Source organism: Noviluteimonas lactosilytica, assembly GCF_020866925.1.
In the GTDB taxonomy this organism is placed as follows: domain Bacteria; phylum Pseudomonadota; class Gammaproteobacteria; order Xanthomonadales; family Xanthomonadaceae; genus Noviluteimonas; species Noviluteimonas lactosilytica.
In genome coordinates, this window is record NZ_JAJGAK010000001.1 from 1635397 (window position 1) to 1657776 (window position 22380).

Annotated in this window: 26 protein-coding genes and 1 pseudogene; 20 read left to right on the forward strand and 7 right to left on the reverse strand. The window is 68.3% G+C overall.

The genetic code is table 11. The annotated features are described in order from the left end of the window. Positions 1 to 49: 49 nt before the first annotated feature. Complete coding sequence (locus LK996_RS07850; protein WP_230526870.1) at positions 50 to 733, reverse strand: COG4648 family protein; 684 nt, start codon at positions 731 to 733, stop codon at positions 50 to 52. A 5-nt stretch (positions 734 to 738) separates the two neighbouring features. Beyond that, positions 739 to 1008 carry a phosphopantetheine-binding protein gene (locus tag LK996_RS07855; RefSeq protein ID WP_230526559.1) on the reverse strand — a complete coding sequence of 90 codons (270 nt, stop codon included), beginning with the start codon at positions 1006 to 1008 and terminating at the stop codon, positions 739 to 741. A 100-nt stretch (positions 1009 to 1108) separates the two neighbouring features. Between LK996_RS07855 and LK996_RS07860 the strand changes: the two genes are divergently transcribed. The 9 genes from LK996_RS07860 to aroE all read left to right on the forward strand — a co-directional run bounded on the left by LK996_RS07860 (position 1109) and on the right by aroE (position 10177). Next, positions 1109 to 2458 carry an NAD(P)/FAD-dependent oxidoreductase gene (locus LK996_RS07860; RefSeq protein ID WP_230526560.1) on the forward strand — a complete coding sequence of 450 codons (1350 nt, stop codon included), beginning with the start codon at positions 1109 to 1111 and terminating at the stop codon, positions 2456 to 2458. Beyond that, a complete protein-coding gene (locus LK996_RS07865) occupies positions 2455 to 3453 on the forward strand; it encodes a chorismate transformation FkbO/Hyg5 family protein (protein WP_230526561.1) in 999 nt (332 codons plus the stop codon). The genes LK996_RS07860 and LK996_RS07865 overlap by 4 nt, the downstream gene beginning before the upstream one ends. A 24-nt stretch (positions 3454 to 3477) precedes the next feature. Then, entirely contained in the window at positions 3478 to 3726 is a 249-nt protein-coding gene (locus LK996_RS07870; RefSeq protein ID WP_230526562.1) for a hypothetical protein, read from the forward strand. Between the two features lie 320 nt (positions 3727 to 4046). After that, the gene (locus LK996_RS07875; RefSeq protein WP_230526563.1) at positions 4047 to 4385 is read left to right on the forward strand and encodes a hypothetical protein; all 339 of its coding nucleotides are present in this window, start codon (positions 4047 to 4049) and stop codon (positions 4383 to 4385) included. After that, the gene (locus tag LK996_RS16630) at positions 4378 to 5976 is read left to right on the forward strand and encodes a PA domain-containing protein (RefSeq protein WP_305068721.1); all 1599 of its coding nucleotides are present in this window, start codon (positions 4378 to 4380) and stop codon (positions 5974 to 5976) included. The genes LK996_RS07875 and LK996_RS16630 overlap by 8 nt, the downstream gene beginning before the upstream one ends. Before the next feature lie 180 nt (positions 5977 to 6156). Beyond that, positions 6157 to 6495 (forward strand): hypothetical protein, encoded by a 339-nt coding sequence (locus tag LK996_RS07885; RefSeq protein WP_230526564.1) that lies wholly within the window; start codon positions 6157 to 6159, stop codon positions 6493 to 6495. Continuing rightward, entirely contained in the window at positions 6488 to 8071 is a 1584-nt protein-coding gene (locus LK996_RS07890) for a PA domain-containing protein (RefSeq protein WP_230526565.1), read from the forward strand. The genes LK996_RS07885 and LK996_RS07890 overlap by 8 nt, the downstream gene beginning before the upstream one ends. A gap of 76 nt (positions 8072 to 8147) precedes the next feature. Then, positions 8148 to 9137, forward strand: coding sequence for a porphobilinogen synthase (gene hemB / locus LK996_RS07895; protein WP_230526566.1), 990 nt, complete (start codon positions 8148 to 8150; stop codon positions 9135 to 9137). Positions 9138 to 9334: 197 nt separating this feature from the next. Then, on the forward strand, positions 9335 to 10177 hold the full coding sequence (gene aroE / locus LK996_RS07900) for a shikimate dehydrogenase (protein WP_230526567.1): 843 nt from the start codon (positions 9335 to 9337) through the stop codon (positions 10175 to 10177). 5 nt (positions 10178 to 10182) lie between these two features. On the opposite strand, the gene LK996_RS07905 is transcribed toward aroE, so the two are convergent. Further along, the gene (locus tag LK996_RS07905) at positions 10183 to 10737 is read right to left on the reverse strand and encodes a gamma carbonic anhydrase family protein (RefSeq protein ID WP_230526568.1); all 555 of its coding nucleotides are present in this window, start codon (positions 10735 to 10737) and stop codon (positions 10183 to 10185) included. Between the two features lie 54 nt (positions 10738 to 10791). On the opposite strand from LK996_RS07905, the gene LK996_RS07910 reads away from it, so the two are divergent. Next, positions 10792 to 12240 (forward strand): coniferyl aldehyde dehydrogenase, encoded by a 1449-nt coding sequence (locus LK996_RS07910; protein ID WP_230526569.1) that lies wholly within the window; start codon positions 10792 to 10794, stop codon positions 12238 to 12240. A gap of 3 nt (positions 12241 to 12243) precedes the next feature. Here LK996_RS07910 and LK996_RS07915 read toward each other — a convergent pair whose 3' ends face one another. Both LK996_RS07915 and cysK read right to left on the reverse strand, forming a co-directional pair. Beyond that, a complete protein-coding gene (locus tag LK996_RS07915) occupies positions 12244 to 12756 on the reverse strand; it encodes a glutaredoxin (protein ID WP_230526872.1) in 513 nt (170 codons plus the stop codon). Further along, positions 12745 to 13743, reverse strand: a pseudogene (gene cysK / locus LK996_RS07920) (cysteine synthase A); the annotation flags it as partial. The gene LK996_RS07915 and the pseudogene cysK, both read right to left, overlap by 12 nt. Positions 13744 to 13796: 53 nt before the next feature. On the opposite strand from cysK, the gene xth reads away from it, so the two are divergent. After that, positions 13797 to 14564 carry an exodeoxyribonuclease III gene (gene xth / locus LK996_RS07925; RefSeq protein WP_230526570.1) on the forward strand — a complete coding sequence of 256 codons (768 nt, stop codon included), beginning with the start codon at positions 13797 to 13799 and terminating at the stop codon, positions 14562 to 14564. Positions 14565 to 14666: 102 nt separating this feature from the next. On the opposite strand, the gene LK996_RS07930 is transcribed toward xth, so the two are convergent. Next, entirely contained in the window at positions 14667 to 14936 is a 270-nt protein-coding gene (locus LK996_RS07930; protein WP_230526571.1) for a GlsB/YeaQ/YmgE family stress response membrane protein, read from the reverse strand. A gap of 156 nt (positions 14937 to 15092) precedes the next feature. Further along, positions 15093 to 16457: an AMP-binding protein gene (locus LK996_RS07935; RefSeq protein ID WP_230526572.1), complete on the reverse strand. Its 1365-nt coding sequence runs from the start codon at positions 16455 to 16457 to the stop codon at positions 15093 to 15095. Positions 16458 to 16548: 91 nt separating this feature from the next. On the opposite strand from LK996_RS07935, the gene LK996_RS07940 reads away from it, so the two are divergent. From LK996_RS07940 to rpmG, 9 genes are all read left to right on the forward strand, one after another. Further along, on the forward strand, positions 16549 to 17121 hold the full coding sequence (locus LK996_RS07940) for a 4'-phosphopantetheinyl transferase family protein (protein ID WP_230526573.1): 573 nt from the start codon (positions 16549 to 16551) through the stop codon (positions 17119 to 17121). A 12-nt stretch (positions 17122 to 17133) separates the two neighbouring features. Beyond that, on the forward strand, positions 17134 to 17790 hold the full coding sequence (gene rsmG, locus LK996_RS07945; RefSeq protein WP_230526574.1) for a 16S rRNA (guanine(527)-N(7))-methyltransferase RsmG: 657 nt from the start codon (positions 17134 to 17136) through the stop codon (positions 17788 to 17790). Between the two features lie 62 nt (positions 17791 to 17852). Beyond that, on the forward strand, positions 17853 to 18671 hold the full coding sequence (locus LK996_RS07950; protein ID WP_230526575.1) for a ParA family protein: 819 nt from the start codon (positions 17853 to 17855) through the stop codon (positions 18669 to 18671). Then, positions 18668 to 19591, forward strand: coding sequence for a ParB/RepB/Spo0J family partition protein (locus tag LK996_RS07955; RefSeq protein WP_230526576.1), 924 nt, complete (start codon positions 18668 to 18670; stop codon positions 19589 to 19591). The genes LK996_RS07950 and LK996_RS07955 overlap by 4 nt, the downstream gene beginning before the upstream one ends. A gap of 98 nt (positions 19592 to 19689) precedes the next feature. Further along, positions 19690 to 20682, forward strand: a complete 993-nt coding sequence (locus LK996_RS07960) for an NAD-dependent epimerase/dehydratase family protein (RefSeq protein WP_230526577.1) — start codon at positions 19690 to 19692, stop codon at positions 20680 to 20682. Next, the gene (locus LK996_RS07965) at positions 20679 to 21404 is read left to right on the forward strand and encodes a glycosyltransferase family 2 protein (protein WP_230526578.1); all 726 of its coding nucleotides are present in this window, start codon (positions 20679 to 20681) and stop codon (positions 21402 to 21404) included. The genes LK996_RS07960 and LK996_RS07965 overlap by 4 nt, the downstream gene beginning before the upstream one ends. A 2-nt stretch (positions 21405 to 21406) precedes the next feature. Beyond that, positions 21407 to 21766 (forward strand): lipid-A-disaccharide synthase N-terminal domain-containing protein, encoded by a 360-nt coding sequence (locus LK996_RS07970; RefSeq protein ID WP_230526579.1) that lies wholly within the window; start codon positions 21407 to 21409, stop codon positions 21764 to 21766. Positions 21767 to 21898: 132 nt separating this feature from the next. Further along, positions 21899 to 22135, forward strand: coding sequence for a 50S ribosomal protein L28 (rpmB, locus tag LK996_RS07975; RefSeq protein ID WP_230526580.1), 237 nt, complete (start codon positions 21899 to 21901; stop codon positions 22133 to 22135). 13 nt (positions 22136 to 22148) lie between these two features. After that, entirely contained in the window at positions 22149 to 22313 is a 165-nt protein-coding gene (rpmG, locus tag LK996_RS07980) for a 50S ribosomal protein L33 (RefSeq protein ID WP_036168663.1), read from the forward strand. Positions 22314 to 22380: the final 67 nt, after the last annotated feature.

Consider the following 22380-nt stretch of genomic DNA (forward strand, 5'->3'; position numbering starts at 1 on the left):
AGTCGTGCGGCGCGGATCATCTCACGCGGCCCACGGCGGCGGCGTGCAGCTAATCGCGCAGCAGCCCGCGCCACACGGCGGGACCGACCCGCGCCATGCGGCGGAGGAAGTCGAAGAAACTCGTGTAGCGCCCCGGGAACCGGCGCACCCGGTGGAAATATTCGCCGACGAACAGGCCGCCGACGACGCCGTAGTTCAGCATGTTGGCGAACCACGACCAGGCCTGGTGCGACACCGCGACCGGTGGCGCGATCCCGAGGCTGTCGAGCAGGCCGCCGGGCACCGCGCACATCGCGAGTAGCAGGTTGGCGACGGCCAGGCCCGAGAGCACCGCGGCCCAGGTCGCGGTGAGCTTGCGCGTGTAGTCGCGCAGCTCGGGGGCGAGCCGATCGGCGGTCTCGCCTTCGATCGCGCACACGATGCGCGTGATCAGCGGCGTGCGGCCTTCGCGCAACGTGCGGCCGAACGTCCACGCGATCAGCGCGACGAACGCCGGCGGCACCAGCAACAGCGGCAACTGGATCAGCGGCGAACGCGCGAAGAACGCGAGCCCCGCGCATGTCGCGATCGTCGCGATCCACGCCCACGGGCGCAGCCGCACGAGCGGTTCGAGCAGACAGAGGACGACGAGGTCGGCGAGCGCGAGCGCCGCGAACGTCCCGTCTTCGCGCAGGCTCGCCAGGTGCGCGAACACCGGATACGCGAGCAGCAACAGCAGCCGCGCGAGCGGCACGGCGTTCAAGCCGCGCGGTGTTGTTCGACGTGCGCCGACAGCGCGCGCAAGGACGCGAAGATGCGGCGGTTGGCGTCGTTGTCGGAACGCAGCTGGAAGCCGTACTTCTTGGAGATCGCGAGCGCGAGTTCGAGTGCGTCGATCGAATCCAGGCCGAGGCCTTCGTTGAACAGCGGCGCGTCCGGATCGATGTTCGCCGCCTCGACCCCTTCCAGGTTCAGGCTTTCGACGAGCAGCTCGGCAAGGTCGCGTTCGGCGGGGCTCAGCAGGGACATCGGCGTTTCTCGTGACCAGGGGCTGCGGGTGTTGCAGGCATTCTAGCCGCGCGGGCCTGTCCACGGTCCTGCACGGTCGCGCGGTATCATGCCGCCCGTCATGGATTCCCCAGCCTCCTCGCCCGGCCCCGCCGCGACCCTCGACGTCGACGTGCTGGTGGTGGGCGGCGGCCCGGCGGGCAGCACCGCGGCCACGTTGCTGGCGCGTCGCGGCCATCGCGTGCTGCTGCTGGAAAAGGCGCGCCATCCGCGTTTCCACATCGGCGAATCGCTGCTGCCGATGAACCTGCCGATCCTCGAGCGCCTGGGCGTGCTCGAACAGGTCCGCGCCATCGGCACGCACAAGCCGGGTGCCGAGTTTCCGGTCGACGACGTCAACTACAACACCTTCCGCTTCGACCGCGCGATCGACGCGCGATTCGGCTACGCGTTCCAGGTCAAGCGCGAAGAGTTCGACCAGTTGCTGTTCGAACACGCGAAGGCCAGCGGCGTCGACGCGCGCGAGCAGGTGAAGGTCGAGCGCATCGAATTCGGCGCCGACGGGCGTCCTCATGCCGCGATCGCGACCGACGCCGATGGCCGCGAACTGCGCGTGCGCATGCGTTACCTCGTCGATGCGAGCGGGCGCGACACGCTCATCGGCGCGCAGCTCAAGCTCAAGAAGAAGAACGCGCTGCACCAGTCGGCCGCGATCTTCAGCCATTTCACCGGCGTGACGCGCCGCGACGGCGAGGACGCCGGCAACATCACCGTGCAGCGGTTCGCGCACGGCTGGATGTGGCTGATCCCGTTGCGCAACGACGTGATGAGCATCGGCGCGGTGTGTTTCCCCGAATACCTGAAGACCCGCCGCGGCGACAACGAGGGCTTCCTCCTGCGCACGCTCGAGTCCGAGCCGGCCGCATGGGACCGCATGGCCGGCGCCGAACGCGTGGCGCCCGTGCACGTCACCGGCAACTACTCGTATACGTGCTCGCGCATGACCGGACCCGGGTGGGTGATGGTCGGCGATGCGTATGCGTTCGTGGATCCGGTGTTCTCCTCGGGCGTGTACCTTGGCATGAACAGCGCCGAACAGGCCGCCGACGTCGTGGACGGCGCGCTGCGCGAACCCGCGCGCGAGGCCGCCCTGCAACGCGCGATGGAAAAGCGCCTCAAGCGCGGCCTGAAACACTTCCAGTGGTTCATCTACCGCTTCACCACGCCGGTCATGCGCCACCTGTTCAACAATCCGCGCAACGTGTGGCAGGTGGAACAGGCCGTGATCTCCATGCTCGCCGGCGACGTCTTCGACAACAGGAAGGTGCTCCGGCGCCTGCGATTGTTCCGCATGATCTACACACTCACCGCATTGCAACTCGCGCCCCAGGCGTTCAACGGTTGGTTGCGCCGCAAGCGCCAGGTCGGCGTGTCCGTCGACGGCGACACCCTGCAGCCGGGGAATCCGTGAGCGCAGTCCGACCCCTCGCGCACGCGCCGCAATTGCGCGTCGATTACGTGAACGATGCGAGCGATGCATCGCTCGCGTTGCTGCTCGCGCAACCCGACACGCTCGCGGTGTTCGGTTTCGGCGACGCCGCCCCTGCACACCACGACCCGCGCTACCTGCGCGTGCCGCTGCATCCGCACGGCGCGGCACCGTTCGAAGTCTGGCGTTCGCACGGACCGGTGCATGTCGGCGTGCACGGCGCGGTGCATTACGCGGAAGACGACACGCTCCAGTTCGGCTGGATCGAGGTGGACGAGAACGGCGTCGGCCTCGAAGCCGCGAGCGCGGAAGCGTACGCAGCGATGTCGGCGTTCGTACGTTCGCGCGGCTTCCCGCACCTGCTGCGCAGCTGGAACTACCTCGACGCGATCACCGACGGTGCAGGCGACGACGAACGCTATCGCCGCTTCTGCGTCGGCCGCGCCGCGGGCCTCGGTGAAGTCACGATCGGCACGTTGCCCGCCGCGACCGCGATCGGCCGCCGCGACGGCAACCGCACGCTGCAGGTGTACTGGCTCGCCGGGCGCACGCCGGGCACGCCGGTCGAGAATCCGCGCCAGGTGAGCGCGTATCGCTATCCGCGCCAGTACGGCCCGCAGTCGCCGAGCTTCGCGCGGGCGATGGTGCCGCCCTCGCACGACATGCCCCTGTTGCTGTCCGGCACGGCGGCGGTGGTCGGACACGAGTCGCGCCACCACGATTGCGTCGAATCGCAGCTGGCCGAGACGTTCGCCAACTTCGAGAGCCTCATCGCCGCGGCCCGCGCGGTGCGCCCGGAATTGCCGCAACGCTTCGGCCCGCAGTCGCGCCTGAAGGTCTACGTGCGCGACGCCGACGCGTTGCCGCTGATCGAACAGGCGCTCGCCGAGCACCTGGACGTGTCCGTGCCGCGCGTGTTGTTGCATGCTGCGATCTGCCGGCGCGAGCTGCGCGTCGAAATCGACGGCGTCCTCTGACGCCAACCACTGGAGCGAAGAACGATGGGTCTGATCAGTCTGTTGTGGGGCATCGTCGCGATGTTCCTGATGCTCATCGCGTTCATCCCCCTGGTGGGCTGGGCGAACTGGCTCGTGATTCCGTTCGCCGCGGTCGGTGCGGTGATCGCCGCGATCGGCGTGATGCTCAGTGACAAGGGCAGCAACGGTCGCGCGAAGGCGGGCCTGATGCTCAACCTGATCGTCGTCGTCGTTGCTGCGGTGCGGCTGAACCTGGGGTTCGGCGTCATCTGACGCAGTCACGTTCGCGCCATACGCATCCGTTGATCCATCGACACGGACCGCTCGTCGGCGTGCATTCGTTACGCCCACGTGATGGCACGCGCGAGAACCGCGCAGTACCTCACAGACCTCACGTGAATCGTTCAGTACGCACGCGCGAGAACGTTTGAGCTCAGCGGGGAACTCTGCGCATCCTCGGACCAGGCCGCCGTTCCCTCGACAGCACCGGTGGCTCTCCGATCGACTCCATGAAGTTCGGATTTGCGTGCCGGTCTCCCCAATTCCACCGGCCGCGCGACTGTCGTCTTTTTTCAGGACGAAGGGGTTCCTCAATGAAGTTGAAGTCGACTCTGGCGTTGGCCGGCGTGACGCTGGTCTGCGCAACCACGATGGCGTGGGCGGCAAAGCCCGCACTCACGGGCCAGCAGAAGAAAGAAATGGCCGCGAAGGTCAAGGAGAACCACAAGAAGGCGCTTCCGCAGCCGCGCACGATGGCGGATGCGAACTCCATGCGCCTGAAGTCGACGACGGGCGCCGAAGGCGTTCGCGTTGCAACCGAATTGTGGCCGACGCTCTACGTGCAGACCGATGCGAACGGCAACAAGCGCATCGTCGATGGCGAGGGCGATTCGGTGCCGGCAGCGACCACGGAGGGCCTGCCCAATGAATAAGTCGATCCTCGCACTCAGCGTCGCCCTGGGCGTCGCGATCGCCGGCATGTCGCACGCCGCCGAAGTCGTCCCCGTCAACTTCGACGGTCCGAACGAAGGCTACAACGACCCCACGCCAGCGGCCCCCGTCGCCGGCAACCCGGGCGCCACCGTCGGCATCCAGCGCCAGATCGTCGCGCAGTTCGCCGCCGATCTCTGGGGCGCGATCCTGCAGAGCGACGTGCCGATCTTCGTCGGCGCGCAGTTCAATCCGCTCGGCGCCAACGTGCTCGGTTCCGCGGGTTCGACCCAGGCCTGGTACGACCACCCCAACTTCCCGATGCAGGGCACGCTGTACAACGCGGCGCTCGGCGACGCGCTGGCCGGCGAAGACCTGGATCCGGGCTTCACCGACATCACCTCGCAGTTCTCGTCGGACTTCACGTTCTATCTCGGCCTCGACGGCGCGACGCCGGCCGGGCAGATCAGCTTCCTCGACGTGGTGATGCACGAGTTCGGCCATGGCCTCGGCTTCGCGAACTTCGAGAACGAAGCGCAGGGCACGTTCCTCGCCGGCATCAAGGACATCTATTCGGTCTACACGTACGACAACACCCAAGGCCTGTTCTGGCCGGACATGTCGATCGCGCAGCGCCAGGCGTCGGGCGTCAACTACGGCAACGTGGTGTTCACGGGTGCGTCGACCGTCGCGGCCGCGCCGCTCGTGCTCGATCCGCGCACGCACCTGAACATCTCGGCCCCGCCGGCGATCGCGGGCAACTACCAGTACGGCACCGCGGGCTTCGGCCCGACCGCGCGCGTGCAGAACTTCCACGGCAACGTGGTCGTCTCGCAGGACGCGTCGGATGCAGCGGGTCCGAGCACGACCGACGGCTGCTCGCCGTTCACGAATGCCGCGGCCGTCGCCGGCAACATCGCGGTCGTCGATCGCGGCACATGCGGTTTCGTCGTCAAGGTGCTCAACGCGCAGGCCGCGGGTGCGACCGGCGTGATCGTCGCGAACAACGCGGCGGGCCCGGCCCCGGGCCTGGGCGGCAACGATCCGGCGATCACCATCCCGACCATCAGCCTCTCGCAGGCCGACGGCGCGTTGGTGAAGGGCAACAGCGGCGTGGTCGCGGCGATCCAGGCCACGGGCACGGGCCTGCAGGGCGCCGACGACGCGGGTCGCCCGCGCCTGTTCATGCCGAACCCGGTGCAGCCCGGCTCGTCCGGTTCGCACTTCGACACGAACCTGCTGCCGAACGCGCTGATGGAACCGTCGATCAACGACTCGCTCAATGCGGCGATGTTCATCGACAGCTCGGCCAACCTGCTGCAGGACACGGGCTGGACGTTGAACAAGGGTCCGGCGTACATCAACGGGTGCAACACCGAGGTCACGATCATCGACGATGCGGGCCTGATCGTCGGCGCCAACATCATCGCGACGAGCAACCTCATCGCGGCGACGTCGGCGAACAAGACCGCGTACATGGCGCGCATGGAGGCCTATCGCAACAGCCTGCTCGCCGCCAACCTCATCACCGGTCGCCAAGGCGGCAAGGTGATGCAGTGCGCGGGCAAGATCACGAGCCTCGCCAAGAACTGATCGCCACCGCGATCGCTGCAACACGGATCGGCGCCTTCGGGCGCCGATTCTTTTTTCGTGCCCCGGTCACGTGCGTGTGCGCCGCGTGAAAACCCCTTGTGAGGCTGGTCCACGCGTTTGAGCCGATCAACGGCTCGCGCGCATCCTCCGCCGACCTGTCGAGCAAGAGGGCAATCCCCCATGAAGGGCACGAACATGATGTTGCTGGCCGGCATTGCACTGGCCGGCGCCGGCGTCGCCACCGCGTCGCTTGCCGCCAATCCAGACAAGGCACGCCTGCAGGCCGAAGCGGCCGCGATCGCGAAGAACCCCAACGCTGCGATCGGCAAGCAGCCGAAGACGATGGCGCAGGCCGACGCCACGTTGTTCCGCACGAAGTCCGGCGGATCCGCCGTGCGCGTGCCGACCGAACTGTGGAGCACGCTGGGCGTCGCGAAGGACGCCAACGGCAACGTGCAGCTCACCGAATCCGAAGGCGAAGCGCCGGCGACGAAGACGGAGGGCCTGCCCAATGAATAAGTCCCTCCTCACTCTTTCCGTCGCCATCGGCGTCGCGCTCTTCGGTTTGGCGAACGCCGCCGAAATCGTCCCCGTGTACGCCGACGGCAACAACGAGGGCTACAACGACACCACGGCCGTTGCGCCCGTCGCCGGCAATCCCGGCACCACGCGCGGTGCGCAACGCCGCATCGTCGCGCAGTTCGCCGCCGACCTCTGGGGCCAGGTGCTCGTGAGCGACGTACCGGTGTTCGTCGGTGCGCAGTTCAATCCGCTGGGTGCGAACGTGCTCGGTTCCGCGGGCGCGACCTTCATCTTCCGCGACGAACCCGAGTTCCCGTTCCAGGACACCTGGTACAGCAGCGCGCTCGCCGATGCGCTGACCGGCACCGACTTGAACCCGGGCTTCACCGACATCGGCTCGCAGTTCAGCAGCGACTTCAACTTCTACTACGGGCTCGACGGCAACACGCCCGCTGGGCAGATCAACTTCCTCGACGTGGTGATGCACGAGTTCGGCCACGGGCTCGGCTTCCAGAACTTCGTCGACGAATCGAGCGGCGCGTTCCAGTCGAACATCGCGGACGTCTATTCGCGCTTCACCTTCGACAACAGCACCGGCCAGTTCTGGCCGCAGATGAACAAGCCGCAGCGCAAGGCGTCTGCGATCAACTACGGCAACCTGGTGTTCACCGGATCGAGTGCGCGCGCGGGTGCTGCGCTGGTGCTCGACGATCGCCAGTCGTTCCGCGTCACCGCGCCCGCGGCGATCGCCGGCACGTACGCGTACGGCACCGCGAGTTTCGGCGCGACGGTGTCGCCGGCGAACTTCGGCGGCAGCGTCGTCAACGCCGCCGACGCCGCGAATACGGCCGGGCCGTCGACGACCGACGGTTGCACCGCGTACACCAACGCGGGCGCGGTCGCCGGCAACATCGCGCTGGTCGATCGCGGCGGGTGCGGGTTCGTGGTGAAGGCTGCGGTCGCGCAGGCCGCGGGGGCGACGGGCCTGATCGTCGCGAACAATGCCGCCGGCACGCCCCCGCCCGGCATGGGCGGTACCGATCCGGCGGTGACGATCCCGGCGATCAGCGTGACGCAACCCGACGGCGCATTGCTCCGCCAGGCCAGCGGCGTGACGGTCGCCTTCGTCATCGACACCACGAAGCTGCAAGGCGCCGACGACCTCGGCCGTCCGCGGCTCTTCGCGCCGAACCCGGTCCAACCCGGTTCGACGGGGTCGCACTACGACACCGACCTCGCGCCGAACGCGCTGATGGAACCTGCGATCAACGATTCGCTCAACGCGGCGTTGAACATCGACATCAGCGCCAACCTGCTGCAGGACACGGGCTGGCGGCTCAACCCGGGCAACGCCGTGATCAACGGCTGCAACACGACGATCGACATCGTCGACGACGCCGGCCTGATCATCGGCGCGAACGTGGTGGCCACCAACAACCTGGTCGCCGCGACGTCGGCCAATCGTGGTGCGTACCTCAACGCGATGCGGGCCTATCGCGACCGCTTGAGCAGCGCCGGACTGATCACCAGCGGGCAGGCGAGCGCGCTGTCCACCTGCATCAACAGGGGCTGATCGGAACGCTCCGTCGCACCGACCCTCCCCCGTTCGCGGGGGAGGGTCTTCTCTTGGGGGCGTATCATGCGTCCCCATGACCTACCCCTTCGTCCGCCCGCGGCGCATGCGTCGCGACGAGTTCTCGCGCCGCCTGATGCGCGAGCATGTCCTTACCGCGAACGACCTGATCTACCCGGTCTTCGTGCACGAACTGCAAGGCCGCGCGCCGGTCGCCTCGATGCCGGGCATCGAGCGCGTGTCGATCGACGAACTGCTGCGCGTCGCCGAACAGGCGAGCGAACTGCGCATCCCCGCGCTCGCGCTGTTCCCCGTCACCGCACCCGACGCCAAGTCGCTCACCGCCGAAGCGGCGTGGCACGACGACGGCCTCGTGCAGCGCGCGGTGCGCGCGCTGAAGAAGAACTTCCCCGACCTCGGCGTGATCACCGACGTCGCGCTCGATCCCTACACCTCGCACGGCCAGGACGGCCTCGTCGACGAGAGCGGTTACGTCGTCAACGACGACACCGTCGAAGCGCTCGTGAAGCAGGCGCTGTCGCATGCGCGCGCAGGCGCGGACGTGGTCGCGCCGTCGGACATGATGGACGGCCGCATCGGCGCCATCCGCGGCGCGCTGGAACTCGACGGACACATCCACACGCGCATCCTCGCCTACAGCGCGAAGTACGCGTCGAGTTTCTACGGCCCGTTCCGCGATGCGGTGGGTTCGTCGGGCGCGCTCGGCAAGGGCAACAAGTTCACCTACCAGATGGATCCGGCCAACTCGGACGAAGCGCTGCGCGAAGTCGCGCTCGACCTCGAGGAAGGCGCGGACATGATCATGGTCAAGCCGGGCCTGCCGTACCTCGATATCGTGCGTCGCGTGAAGGACGAGTTCGGCGCGCCGACGTTCGCCTACCAGGTGAGCGGCGAGTACGCGATGTTGCGCGCCGCCATCGGCAACGGCTGGCTCGACGAGCGCGGCTGCGTGCTCGAAGCGCTGACGTCGATCAAGCGCGCCGGCGCGGACGGCGTGCTGACCTATTTCGCCCTCGACGCCGCGCGCTGGCTGCGCGAAAGCTGACCGGACGTCGTCCGGCGGCAACGCGTCCGTCGGACCGCCTGCGATTTCGACGCGGCTTGAATGCGGGAAATGCGACATTCGGGCCGAAGGCGGCCCTGCGTGGCCGCACGCCGGGCGGGCCGCCGTCAGATACGGTGCAGCCCACCCGGCGAGGTGGGCGCGACACATTCCAGGGACACCAACGAGGGAACCCGGCGATGAGCAAGCACTACGCGGTGTTCGGACATCCGGTCGCGCATTCCCTCTCCCCCAGGATCCACACCGCATTCGGCCGCCAGACCGGCATCCCGGTCGACTATGCGGCGATCGATGCCGAGCCCGGGCAGTTCGTGCACGCGCTCGGTGACTTCGCGTCGCGCGGCGGCGTCGGCGCCAACGTCACGTTGCCATTGAAGCAGGCCGCATTCTCGTTGTGCGACGACCTCACGGAGCGCGCGCGCCGCGCCGGCGCGGTCAACACGCTCGTGCGCAACGGCGACACCTGGCACGGCGACAACACCGATGGCGCGGGCCTGGTGCGCGACCTCACCGATCGACACGCGCTCGATCTGCGCGCGCGACGCACGCTGTTGCTCGGCGCGGGCGGCGCGGCGCGCGGCGTCGCACCGGCGCTGCTCGATGCGGGCATCGGCGACCTGTACATCGTCAATCGCACCGCACAGCGCAGCGATGCGCTGGCCGATGCGCTCGGCGAACCGGGCCGCGTGCATCCGCGTTACCTGCAGGACCTGCCGTCGATGGGCGAGTTCGACCTGATCATCAACGCGACCTCGGCCGCGCGCGACGGCGGCATCCCGTCGTTGCCGCGTTCGATCATCGGCCCACGTTGCGCGGCGGTCGACCTCAATTACGGCGAAGTCGCGATCCTGTTCCTCGCGTGGGCGCGCGCATCGGGCTGCCACGACGTGGTCGACGGCCTCGGCATGCTGGTCGAACAGGCCGCGGCAAGCTTCGCGCTCTGGCACGGCGTGCGCCCGGAAACCGATGCGGTGTACGACAGCCTGCTCGCGCGGCACGACGCATTGGTCACCGCGGACTGATCGCTTCAGCGCGCGTCGATCTCCAGCGCGCCGGCGAGGTACTGGTCCTTCAGGCGCACGTAGTGGCCGGCCGAGTAGTACAGCGCTTCGATCTCGGCGTCCGACAACATCCGCACCTTCTTCGCGGGGTTGCCGAGCCAGAGTTCGCCGCTGCCGACGACCTTGCCGGGTGCGACGAGCGCACCTGCACCGACGAAGCCGTGCTTCTCCACGACCGCGCCGTCCAGCAGGATCGCACCCATGCCGACCAGCACCGCGTCCTCGATGCGGCACGCATGCACGATCGCCTTGTGACCGATGGTCACGTCGCTCCCGATCACGGTCGCGAAGCCGCCGAGCTTCGCGTGCGGTCCGTCGTGGCTGACGTGCACGATGGTGCCGTCCTGCACGTTGGTGCGCGCGCCGATGCGGATGAAGTTGACGTCGCCGCGCACGACGGTGCCGGGCCAGATCGACACGTCGTCGCCGAGGACGACATCGCCGATGACCTGGGCCGCGGGATCGACGTAGACGCGCTCGCCGAGGACGGGAAGTTGGTCGAGGTAGGGGCGGACTGGCATGGCGATGATTCTACCGAGCACGAAAGTACGAAGTGGCGGGCATACACTGCCCGCATGAACGATGTGCTTCCCCTCGACGGCCTCGACAGCCGCCCCCTCGCCGCCGAAGCGGAACTCGCGCCCGTCCTCGAGCGCCTGCGCACCGCGTGGCGCGCGAGCAAGCCGAGCCTTGCGCAGCGCCATGCCGACCTCGGCCGCCTGCGCGCGGCGTTCTCGCGACGGCTCGAAGCGATGGACGCGGCGATCAGCGCGGACTTCGGTCATCGGTCGCCGCACGAAAACCTCATCTCCGAGGCGATGGTCACGCTCGCCGAGATCGACCTCGCGCGCCGCAAGCTCCGCCGTTGGGCGAAGCCGCGGCGCGTCGGCGTCGGCTGGAAGTTCTGGCCCGCGCGCGCGGAAGTGCGGCCGGCGCCGGTCGGCGTCGTCGGCATCATCAGTCCCTGGAATTACCCGGTGAACCTGGCGCTGGTGCCGCTGGTTTCCGCGATCGCGGCAGGCAACCACGTGTTCCTCAAGCCATCGGAACACACGCCGCGCACGAGCGCGTTCCTGCGCGAGTTGCTCGCGGAAGTGTTTCCCGCCGATCGCGTGGCGGTCGCCCTGGGCGGCGCCGAAGTGGGCGCGGCGTTTTCCGCGTTGCCGTTCGACCATCTGCTGTTCACCGGGTCGACCGCGGTCGGCCGCAAGGTGATGGCCGCGGCGGCGCCGAACCTCACGCCGGTGACGCTCGAACTCGGCGGCAAGGCGCCGGCCGTCGTCGCGCCGGATTTTCCGCTCGAACTCGCCGCGGCGCGCATCGCAAGCGGCAAGTGGTTCAACGCGGGGCAGACGTGCATCGGCGTGGACTACGCGCTGGTCGATGCGGCGCGGCGCGATGCGTTCGTCGAAGCGTTGCGTGCGCAGGTGCGCGCGCGTTTTGGCGATCTGTCGGATGCGTCGAACTACACGCGCATCATCAACACCGCGCAGTTCGATCGGCTGCAGTCGTGGCTCGACGATGCGCGCGCGCGCGACGCGGCAGTGTTGCCGCTGATCGATGTCGATGCGCAGCGCATGCGCGCCGAACGCCTGCTGCCGCCGACGCTCGTGCTCGACGCGCCCGACGACAGCCTGGTGATGCGCAACGAAATCTTCGGACCGATCCTGCCGGTGCGCACGTACGCGCGCATCGACGACGCGCTCGCCTACATCGCCTCGCATGATCGCCCGCTCGCGCTGTATCCGTTCTCCAACGATCGCGCGACGGTCGAACGCATCGTCGATGCGAACCTGTCCGGCGGTGTGTCGGTGAACGACACGCTGGTGCACTTCGCGGTCGACACGCTGCCCTTCGGCGGCATCGGCCCGAGTGGCATGGGCGCGATCCACGGCAAGACCGGCTTCGACACGTTCAGCAAGCTGTTGCCGGTGTTCCGCCAATCGCGCTGGGCAGCGACCGATCTGCTGCGTCCGCCGTACACGGGTTTCGTCGATCGGCTCGTGCGTTTCCTGTCGCGCTGAACTTCACGCGGTTTCGCGCGGGTGCACCCAGTTGGGGAGCAGCGTGTAGGGATCGAGCTTGATGGAATGGTCGTAGTCGACGCCCGCCGCGTCGAGACGACGCTGCATCTCGCCACTGCGCATCGCGTCGAACAACTCCGTGCAGCCGCCGATGCGCTCGCCGCCGATGAAAATCTGCGGGATGGTGGGCGCGAACTCGGCGCGTAGCGCCGCGCGGATCTTCAATCCGCGATCGTCGCGCTGGTAGGCGACCGAATCCAGGTCGACGCTTTCGTGTTCGATGCCCAGCCGCGCGAACAACTTGCGCACCGCCCAGCAGAACTCGCACCACTCCAGCGCGAACAGCACGACGGGCTTGTCGCGTACGATGTCGTGCACGAACGCGACCGCCTGCGCGTCGAGCGGTTCTTCGCGCGGCGGCGGTCGATCGATGGGACAGGCCGGTGGCGGCGCCTGCGCACGATCGAAGCGATAACCGGGCGTCGAGTGCGAGATCGCGTTCTCGTCGTCGTCCATCGTTTCGCGGATGTTCTCGAACAACGGCGTCGACATGTAGCGCTCGCCGGTGTCGGGCAGCATGCAGACGATGTTCGCGCCGGGCGCGCTGCGATTCGCGACGTCGAGCGCGGCGGCGAGGATCGCGCCGCTCGACGGGCCCGCGAGGATGCCTTCGCGCGTGGCGAGTTCGCGCGACAGGCGCAGCGCGTCGTTGCCGGCGACCGACACGATCTCGTCGACGAGATGTTCGGCGATCGCGGTTTCGGTCAGGCGCGGGATGAAATCGGGCGTGACGCCCTGGATCAGGTGCGGCTGGAAGTTCGGATGGCTGCGGCTCGGCGCGCCCGACGCATCGCGCGGTTGCGGCGTGCGACTGGCGAGGATCGGCGCGTTGTCGGGTTCGGCGACGACGATGCGGATGCGCGGATCCGTCGCCTTCAGCACGCGACCGACGCCGAGCAGCGTGCCGCCCGTGCCCGTGCCGGTGACGAACGCATCGAGCCGCTCGCCTTCGAAGTCGGCGAGGATTTCCTTCGACGTCGTGCGCATGTGCACTTCGGCGTTCGCCGGATTCTCGAACTGCCGGCACAGGAACCAGCCGTGCGCATCGGCGAGTTCGACCGCCTTGGCGAGCATGCCCGAGCCCTTGTCGGCCGCCGGCGTGAGCACGACCTTCGCGCCGAGGAAGCGCAGCAGCTTGCGCCGCTCGACGCTGAAGTTCTCCGCCATCACCGCGACGAACGGATAGCCCTTGCAGGCGCACACCATCGCGAGGCCAATGCCGGTATTGCCGCTGGTCGCTTCGATCACGGTCTGCCCCGGCCGCAACTTGCCCGAGCGCTCCGCGTCTTCGATCACCGCGCGCGCCATGCGGTCCTTCACCGAGCCCAGCGGGTTGAAGGATTCGAGCTTCGCGTAGACGTTGACGCCCGCCGGCGCGAGCTTGCCGAGCCGAACCAGCGGCGTACCGCCGATCGTGTCGAGTATCGTGTCGTATCTGGCCATGCCGGTACCAACGTCGGACCGCGGCCCAAAAGGACTGCCCAAAGGATGGCCCGTTGAAGATCGCCAGCTGGAACGTCAATTCGCTCAACGTCCGCATGCCGCACCTGGCCCAGTGGCTGCGCGACGCGCAACCGGACGTCGTCGCACTGCAGGAAACCAAGGTCGAGGACGAGCGCTTCCCCGACTCGCAGCTCGCCGAACTCGGGTACCGCAGCGTGTTCTGCGGACAGAAGACCTACAACGGCGTCGCACTGCTCAGCCGCGTGCCGTTCGCGAGCGAGTGCGTCACCGCGATCCCGAACTTCGACGACCCGCAGAAACGCGTGCTCGCCGCCACCGTCGGCGACGTGCGCATCGTCGACCTGTACGTGGTGAACGGCGAGAAGGTCGGCAGCGAGAAGTTCGCGTACAAGCTGCGCTGGATCGAAGCGGTACGCGCGTGGCTGCGCGAAGAATTGATCACGCATCCGAACATGGTCGTGCTCGGCGACTTCAACATCGCGCCCGACGATCGCGACGTGCACGACCCGAAACGCTGGCGCGAAAAGATCCTGTGCTCGACGCCGGAACGCGACGCGCTGCGTTCGCTGCTCGACCTCGGCCTGCACGACAGCTTCCGCCTGTTCAACGACGAGCCCGGCCACCACAGCTGGTGGGACTATCGCCTCGCCGCGTTCCAGCGCAACTGGGGCCTGCGCATCGACCTCGCGCTCGTCAGCGACGCGCTGCGCCCGCGCATCACCGCCGCCGGCATCGACAAGGCGCCGCGCACCTGGGAGCGGCCGAGCGACCACACGCCGGTGTGGTTGCAGACCGACTGACGACAAAGAAAAAGCCCGGCGATCGCCGGGCTTTCTGCTCCATCCCTGTCGCGGAGCCTCGGCCTTCCATGACCGGGCTCCGCATCCCGTGTGTGCGCTGTCTTAGCGCACGCGTCCGCGGCGGAACAGGTTGACGATCGCGAGCAATACCACTGCGCCGATGAGCGAGATGATGAAGCCCGTGACGCTGAAGCCTTCGTTGATGTTGGCGCCGCTGATGCCGAGCATGTTGCCCAGCCAGCCACCGAGGAAGGCGCCGACGATGCCGACGATGACGTTCAGGATGATGCCCTGCTGCGCGTCCGTCCGCATGATCAGGCTGGCGAGCCAACCCACGATGCCGCCCACGATCAACCAGATGATGATGTTCATGCACCCACTCCTTTGATTGGTCAGCTAATCCGATCGACCCCCCAGGGGAGGGGGTTCGGCGGCAGTGTCAACAGGCACGCGTGAAGGTGGAGTCAGAACTCCACAACGCCGGCAAAACGCGGTTTTTGCAGGGGTTTTTCGCTCGTGAAGAGCGTGTCAGAGACCGTGCAGAAGCGCTGCAAGAAGCTCGCGCGGCAGCTTGCCGGTTTCGTTGCGCGGCAATGCTGCAACGCATCGCAACGGCCGCGGAAGGAACACGGGATCGATCGTGCGACGCAACGCCGCGAGGATCGCGGCCTCGTCGAGCGACGGTGCGACGGCGAGTGCGGCGATGCGTCGGACGTTGCGTTCGCCGTCGCTTCCGGGGTGCGTACCGTCGAGTTGGAACACGATCCCGTCCTCGACACCGGGAATCGCGAGCAGCTTGCGTGTCATGTCGCCGAGCGACGCGCGCTTGCCGGCGATTTCGAGCAGGTCGGCGTTGCGGCCGCGCAGCAGGAAGCGGCCGTCGGCGTGGACTTCGACGAGGTCGGCGAGCACGACCGGCGTCGCGAGATGCGGCGCATGCACCGCGGTCCCGTCGGGTTGCGGCACGACGCGCACGCCGGGCAGCGGCGTCCATTCGGATTCGCATGCGGTGCGGCGGCGCGCGATGACGCAGGTTTCGGTGGAGCCGAACACTTCGCGCACTTCGCAGCCGAAGCGCGCTTCGGCGTCGCGCGCGAGTTCGGGCGACAGCGGCGCGGTCGCGGAGACGATCGCGCGCAGCGGCGGCAGTGCGCAGCCCGACACGAGCAGCGCGCGCAGGTGCACGGGCGTCGTCACCAGGATGCGCGGGCCGTGCGCATGCGCGAGCGCGCGCGCGATGTCTTCGGGGAAAAATGGTTTGGCCGCGTGCACCGCGACTTCGCACAGCAACGGCAGCAACACCGACATCTCCATGCCGTACATGTGTTGCGGCGGCACGGTGGCGACGATGTGCGCGTCGCCCTCGGGCCACAGGTCCGCGAGCGCGGCGAGGTTCTGCGCGGTGCTGCGGCGGAAGCTGCCCCACGTTTTTTCGTTCGCCTGCGGGCGGCCGGTGCTGCCGGAGGTGTAGCCGATCGCGACGAGTGCATCGTCGTCGAGCATCGGCGTGACGCCGACGCGCTGCGGCAATTCGTCGGGCAGGCGCAGGTAGCGCGCGGGTGCGGGGGCGAGGGCCGCGTCGCCGATGCAATAACTGTCGGGGTGTTGCGCGATCGCTTCGTCGACCGCGGCCGGCGCGCGCGAAGGCGGCAGCAGGTTCACCTGGCCGCGCATCGCGACGGCGCAGAAGGCGACGAGGAAGCGATAGCGGTCTTCGCACAGGTTGATCGCGTGCATCGACGCGGGAAGCATCGCGGCCACGCCGCGCACCTGGGCGAGGAAGACGTCGAGCGGCACGTCGCCGTGTTCGTCGAACACGATCGGACGCGCGGCGGCGCCCACCGCGATGGGCGTGGTCGGCGCTTGCGCGCCCGGCTCGATGACGGCGGACATGTGACCTGGCGTGTTTTCCGTTCGCGGCCGAGGCCGCCCCCCGTCGCATACTTTACGCCGGGTTCGTTCCGTCCATTCTTCTCCGTCCCGCATGCCGCCCTCCTTCACATCACCGGAACCGCGCTGGCACTGGCGCGATCACCGACGCGGCGATCCGGCCGAGCCGGTGGTGCGGGCGTGGATGACCGACGCGCTCGCCGTGCCGGCCGAGGCCATCGAACTGCGCCGCGACGAATACGGCCGGCCGCGCCTGGCCGGTGCACTGCAGGGCTTCGACGTGAGCTGGAGCCACAGCGGCGACGGCCTGCTGATGGCGCTCGGCGAAGGCGTCGACGTCGGCGTCGACCTCGAACGCGCCCGCCCGCGACCGCGCGCGCTCGAACTCGCCCAGCGCTTCTTCCACGCGAGCGAACACGACTGGCTGCGCGGCCTGCCCGAACCCGACCGCAGCGAAGCCTTCCTCCGCCTGTGGTGCGCGAAGGAAGCCGTGGTCAAGGCGCACGGGCGCGGCATCGCGTTCGGGCTCGACAAGTTCGGCCTGGCCGACGTCGACGGCGGACTCGGCATCGCGCATCCGCACGTGCTGCTCGGCGGGCCGTGGCGCGTGCATGAATGGGCCCCGCGTCCCGGCTACCGCGCGGCGCTCGCGTGGCGACGCCGCTAAGATGCGCGGCCCATGTCGACCACGCCCCCCGACCTGTCGTCCCTGCGCCCCGAACTCGAAGCGGGCCTGCGCGCGCTCGGCCTCGATGCCGCGCTCGCCGCACCGCTGCTCGAATACGTCGCGTTGCTCGCGCGCTGGAACGCCACCTACAACCTGACCGCGATCCGCGACCCGCGCGAGATGGTCGCCAAGCACCTGCTCGATTCGCTGGCGATGCATTCGCATGTCGACGCCATCGCGGCGGCCGGCGGGCGGCTGGCCGACCTCGGCACCGGTCCCGGCCTGCCGGGCATTCCGCTCGCCATCGCGAAACCCGGGCTGCAGGTCACGCTGGTGGAAAGCAACGGCAAGAAGACGCGCTTCCTCCGCGAGGCGGTGCGCAAGCTCGCGTTGGGGAATGTCGAGGTCGTCGAATCGCGGATCGAGGCGTACGACGCGCCCGGTCGTTTCGATGCGATCACCGCGCGCGCGCTTGCCACGCTTCCGCTGATTCTCGAATCCGGCGGGCATCTCCTGCGACCCGGCGGCGTTCTGCTCGCAATGAAGGGCGTCGTGCCCGCCGAGGAGATCGCGGCGCTGCCGCCCGGATGGGAGGTTCGTGAGATGCATCCGATGCGTGTCCCCGGTCTCGATGCCGAGCGGCACCTCATCGTCGTCGCTGCGGCATAATCGGGTTCCGGCGCCCGCGACCCATAGCAGAGCCGATCCATTCCCCGGGGGGATTTCGCGCCGTGACGGCCCGCATCATCGCTGTTGCCAACCAGAAGGGCGGCGTCGGCAAGACCACCACTTCCGTGAACCTCGCGGCTGCGCTCGCGCGCACGCCGAAGCGCGTGCTGCTCGTCGATCTCGACCCGCAGGGCAACGCGACGATGGGAAGCGGCGTCGACAAGCGCGAACTGCGCGCGTCGACCACCGACGTGTTGCTCGAGGAAATGCACGCGCCCTCGGCGATCGTGAAGACGCCCGAGGGGTTCGACATCCTCCCGGGCAACATCGACCTCACCGCCGCCGAAATCGAACTGATGGACGAGGAAGGACGCGAGCAGCGCCTCAAGCGCGCGCTCGAACCGATTCGCGACCAGTACGACTTCATCATCATCGACTGCCCGCCCGCGCTGTCGCTGCTCACGCTCAACGCGCTGACCGCGGCGGACTCGGTGCTGGTGCCGATGCAGTGCGAGTACTACGCGCTGGAAGGCCTTTCCGCGCTGATCGACACGATCGAAGCGCTGAAGCGCAAGCTCAACCCCGCGCTCGAAATCGAAGGCGTGCTGCGCACCATGTTCGACGTGCGCAACAACCTCGCCAACGCGGTGTCGGCCGAACTCACGACGCATTTCGGCGATCGCGTGTTCCGCACCATCGTGCCGCGCAACGTGCGCCTGGCCGAAGCGCCGAGCCACGGGCAGAGCATCGTCGCCTACGATCGCGCCTCGCGCGGCAGCGTGGCGTACCTCGGCCTCGCCGGCGAAGTGTTGCGCCGTCAGCGGGAACGCGAGCAGGCCGCGAAGGCCGCGCCGCAGGAACAGAAGGAAGTGCAAGCATGACCGTCGCGAAGAAGCGCGGGCTCGGACGCGGACTCGAAGCCCTCCTCGGGCCCAAGGCCGCCGCCGAAACCGCGCCGCTGGAAGCGCAGCCGGGCGAAGCCCTGCGCCAGTTGCCCGTCACCCAGCTGCAACCGGGCCGCTACCAGCCGCGCACCGGCATGGACCAGGCGAAGCTCGCCGAGCTCGCCGAATCGATCCGCGCGCAGGGCGTGATCCAGCCGATCGTCGTGCGCGAGATCGAAGGCGCCGCGGCCGGCAAGGGCGCGCGCTACGAGATCATCGCGGGCGAACGCCGCTGGCGCGCTTCGCAGCTTGCGGGCCTGGCCGAAATCCCGGCGGTCGTTCGCGTGGTCGACGACCACGCGGTCATCGCGATGGCGCTGATCGAGAACATCCAGCGCGAAGACCTCAATCCGCTGGAAGAAGCGCTCGCGCTTCAGCGCCTGATCGACGAATTCGACCTCACCCACGCGCAGGCCGCCGACGCGGTCGGCCGTTCGCGCGCGGCGGTGTCCAACCTGTTGCGCCTGCTCGAGTTGCCGTCGGAGATCCGCGTGCTGGTGGAAACGCGCGCGATCGAAATGGGCCACGCGCGCGCGCTGCTGACGCTCGCGCCGCCGGCCGCGGTCGCGCTCGCGCGCCAGGCCGCCGAGCACGAGTGGTCGGTGCGCGAAGTCGAACATCGCGTGCAGCAGCTCACTTCCGGCCAGGTCGCCGGTGCGCCGCTGCGCAAGGCCAAGGCCGCGAAGGCGAAGCCGCAGGCCGACATCGCGACCCTGGAACGCGAGCTCTCCGAGTCGCTCGGCACCCGCGTCAACGTGCTGCACGGCCGCGCGGGCAAGGGCCGGCTGGTGATCCACTATTCCGACCTCGATTCGCTGGACGGCGTGCTGGAACGCCTGCGCGGCAAGGCCGAGTAGGTTGAAACAATTCCGTTGGAGAATGCGGCGGGCGTGAGCCTGCCTGCACGGCCGCGCGGCTAGGCTGCGCGTCTTTTCGCAACCGGAGTCCGACTGCCATGACGGCCACCACCCTCGTTACCGGCGCCGCCGGCTTCATCGGCGCCCATGTCTGCCGCGAGTTGCAGGCGCGCGGCGCGCCGGTCGTCGGCCTCGACAACTTCAACGACTACTACGACCCGCGGATGAAGCGCGACCGCGTCGCGGCGTTGTGCCCCGACGTCGAGATCGCGGAAGTCGACCTCACCGACGGCGCCGGCCTGGCCGCGTTGTTCGACAAGCATGGGTTCACCCGCGTGATCCACCTCGCCGCGCAGGCAGGCGTGCGTTATTCGCTGGAGAACCCGCACGCCTACGTCGACAGCAACCTGATCGGCTTCGTCAACATGCTGGAGCTGTGCCGGCATCGCTTTGTGGAACACCTGGTGTACGCGAGTTCGTCGTCGGTCTACGGCGACTCGGCGACGCCGCCGTTCTCCGAGGAACAACGCATCGATCGGCCGCGTTCGCTGTACGCGGCGACCAAGGCGGCGAACGAATTGATGGCGCATACCTACGCGCATCTCTACGGGCTGCGTTCGACCGGGCTGCGCTTCTTCACCGTCTACGGTCCGTGGGGCCGGCCCGACATGGCGCCGCTGCTGTTCTCGCGCGCGGTCCTCGCCGGGCGGCCGATCCAGGTGTTCAACCACGGCCGCATGCGCCGCGACTTCACCCACATCGGCGACATCGTCGCCGGCGTGCTCGGCGCGATGGACGCACCACCGCGCCCCGCGGGCGAGGACGCCGCGGAAAACGGGCCGCATCGCATCTACAACCTCGGCAACCACACCCCGGTCGAGCTCGAGCACTTCATCGGGGTCATCGAGGAAGCTGCCGGCCGGCCCGCGGAAAAGGTCTACCTGCCCATGCAGGCAGGCGACATGGTCGAGACCATGGCCGATACTGCGCGCGCCCACGCGGACTTCGGTTTCGATCCCGCGACCCCCATCGAGGCGGGCATGCCGCAAGTCGTGCGGTGGTGCCGCGAGTATTTCGGAGACAACGCTTGACCCAGGCCCCGCAGCTTTCCGTCGTCGTGCCGGTCTTCAACGAGCAGGACAACGTCGGTCCCTTGCTGCGGGAAGTCGTGGCCGCGCTGCGCGGCCGCGTGGAGTTCGAAGCGGTGTTCGTCGACGACGATTCGAAGGACGGCACCCTCGCGGCGCTGCGTGCGCTCAAGGCCGAAGTGCCGGAGCTGCGCGTGCTGCACCACACGAAGCAGAGCGGCCAGAGCACCGCGATCCGCACCGGCGTGCGCCACGCGCGCGCGCCGTGGATCGCAACGCTCGACGGCGACGGGCAGAACGATCCGGCCGACATCCCCAAGCTGCTCGCCGCGCGCGCGACCGCGGAGCCGTCGATCCGCCTGTTCGCCGGCTGGCGCGTCAATCGCCAGGATTCCGGCAGCAAGCGCTGGGCCTCGAAGTGGGCCAACAAGATCCGCTCGAACATGCTGCGCGACGACACGCCCGACACCGGCTGCGGCATCAAGCTGTTCGAGCGCGATGCGTTCCTCGACCTGCCCTATTTCGACCACATGCACCGCTACCTGCCCGCGCTGATGCAGCGCGCGGGGTGGAAGACGGTCAGCGTGCCGGTCAACCATCGCCCACGCTCGGCGGGCGTGTCGAAGTACAACAACCTCAATCGCGCACTGGTCGGCATCCGCGACCTGATGGGCGTGGCGTGGCTGATCGTGCGCAGCAAGCGCACCGGGGTCGAGGAGGCCTGAGGATGCTGGAAGCCGCGCCGGTCGCAGCCGACTTCATGAACAGCCCGATCCCGTGGCTCGACTGGACCGGGCTCCACATGTCCCCGTGGAAGGTCATCGGCCTGACCGGGGCGCTGATGTTCGGCGGGCGGTGGCTGGTGCAGTTCGTCGCCTCGCGGCGCCACGGCAAGCCGGTGATCCCGCGGCTGTTCTGGTACATGAGCCTGGTCGGGTCGGCCATGACCCTGGCCTACTTCCTGTTCTCGGCCAAGCAGGACTCGGTGGGCGTGGTCCAGAACCTCTTCCCCGCCTTCACGGCCGCCTACAGCCTGTATCTCGATATCCGCTACCGCGGCTGGCACCGGGACAAGGCGACCCACTGAGTTGTCCGGCCCGGCCCGGGCGGGCATAATGCGCGGCTCGCTGCGGCAGTCCCGGGCCCAAGGCCCCCTTTGCAGCGTGGCCGTCGTACCCCAGGCCATGGGGTGCATCACAGACACCAATCGAGGTGCGCTATGTCCCGCGTTTGCCAAGTTTCCGGCAAGGCCGTGCTGACGGGTAACAACGTCTCCCACGCCAACAACAAGACCCGCCGTCGCTTCCTGCCCAACCTGCACGAGCGTCGTTTCTGGGTCGCCAGCGAAAACCGCTGGGTGAAGCTGAAGGTTTCCGCGCACGCGCTGCGCACCATCGACAAGAACGGTATCGACTCGGTCCTGGCGCAGCTTCGCGCCCGTGGCGAGAAGGTCTGAGGAGTAAACGACCATGGCAAGCAAGCGCGACAAGATCCGCCTGATCTCCTCGGCCAACACCGGCCACTTCTACACGACCGACAAGAACAAGAAGAACACGCCGAACAAGATGGAGGTCAAGAAGTACGACCCCGTCGTCCGGAAGCACGTGATCTACAAGGAAGGCAAGATCAAGTAAGCCTTCCGATCCGTTCGGAATGTTTCGAAGGAACCCGCCGCAAGGCGGGTTTCTTTTTGCCTGCGCG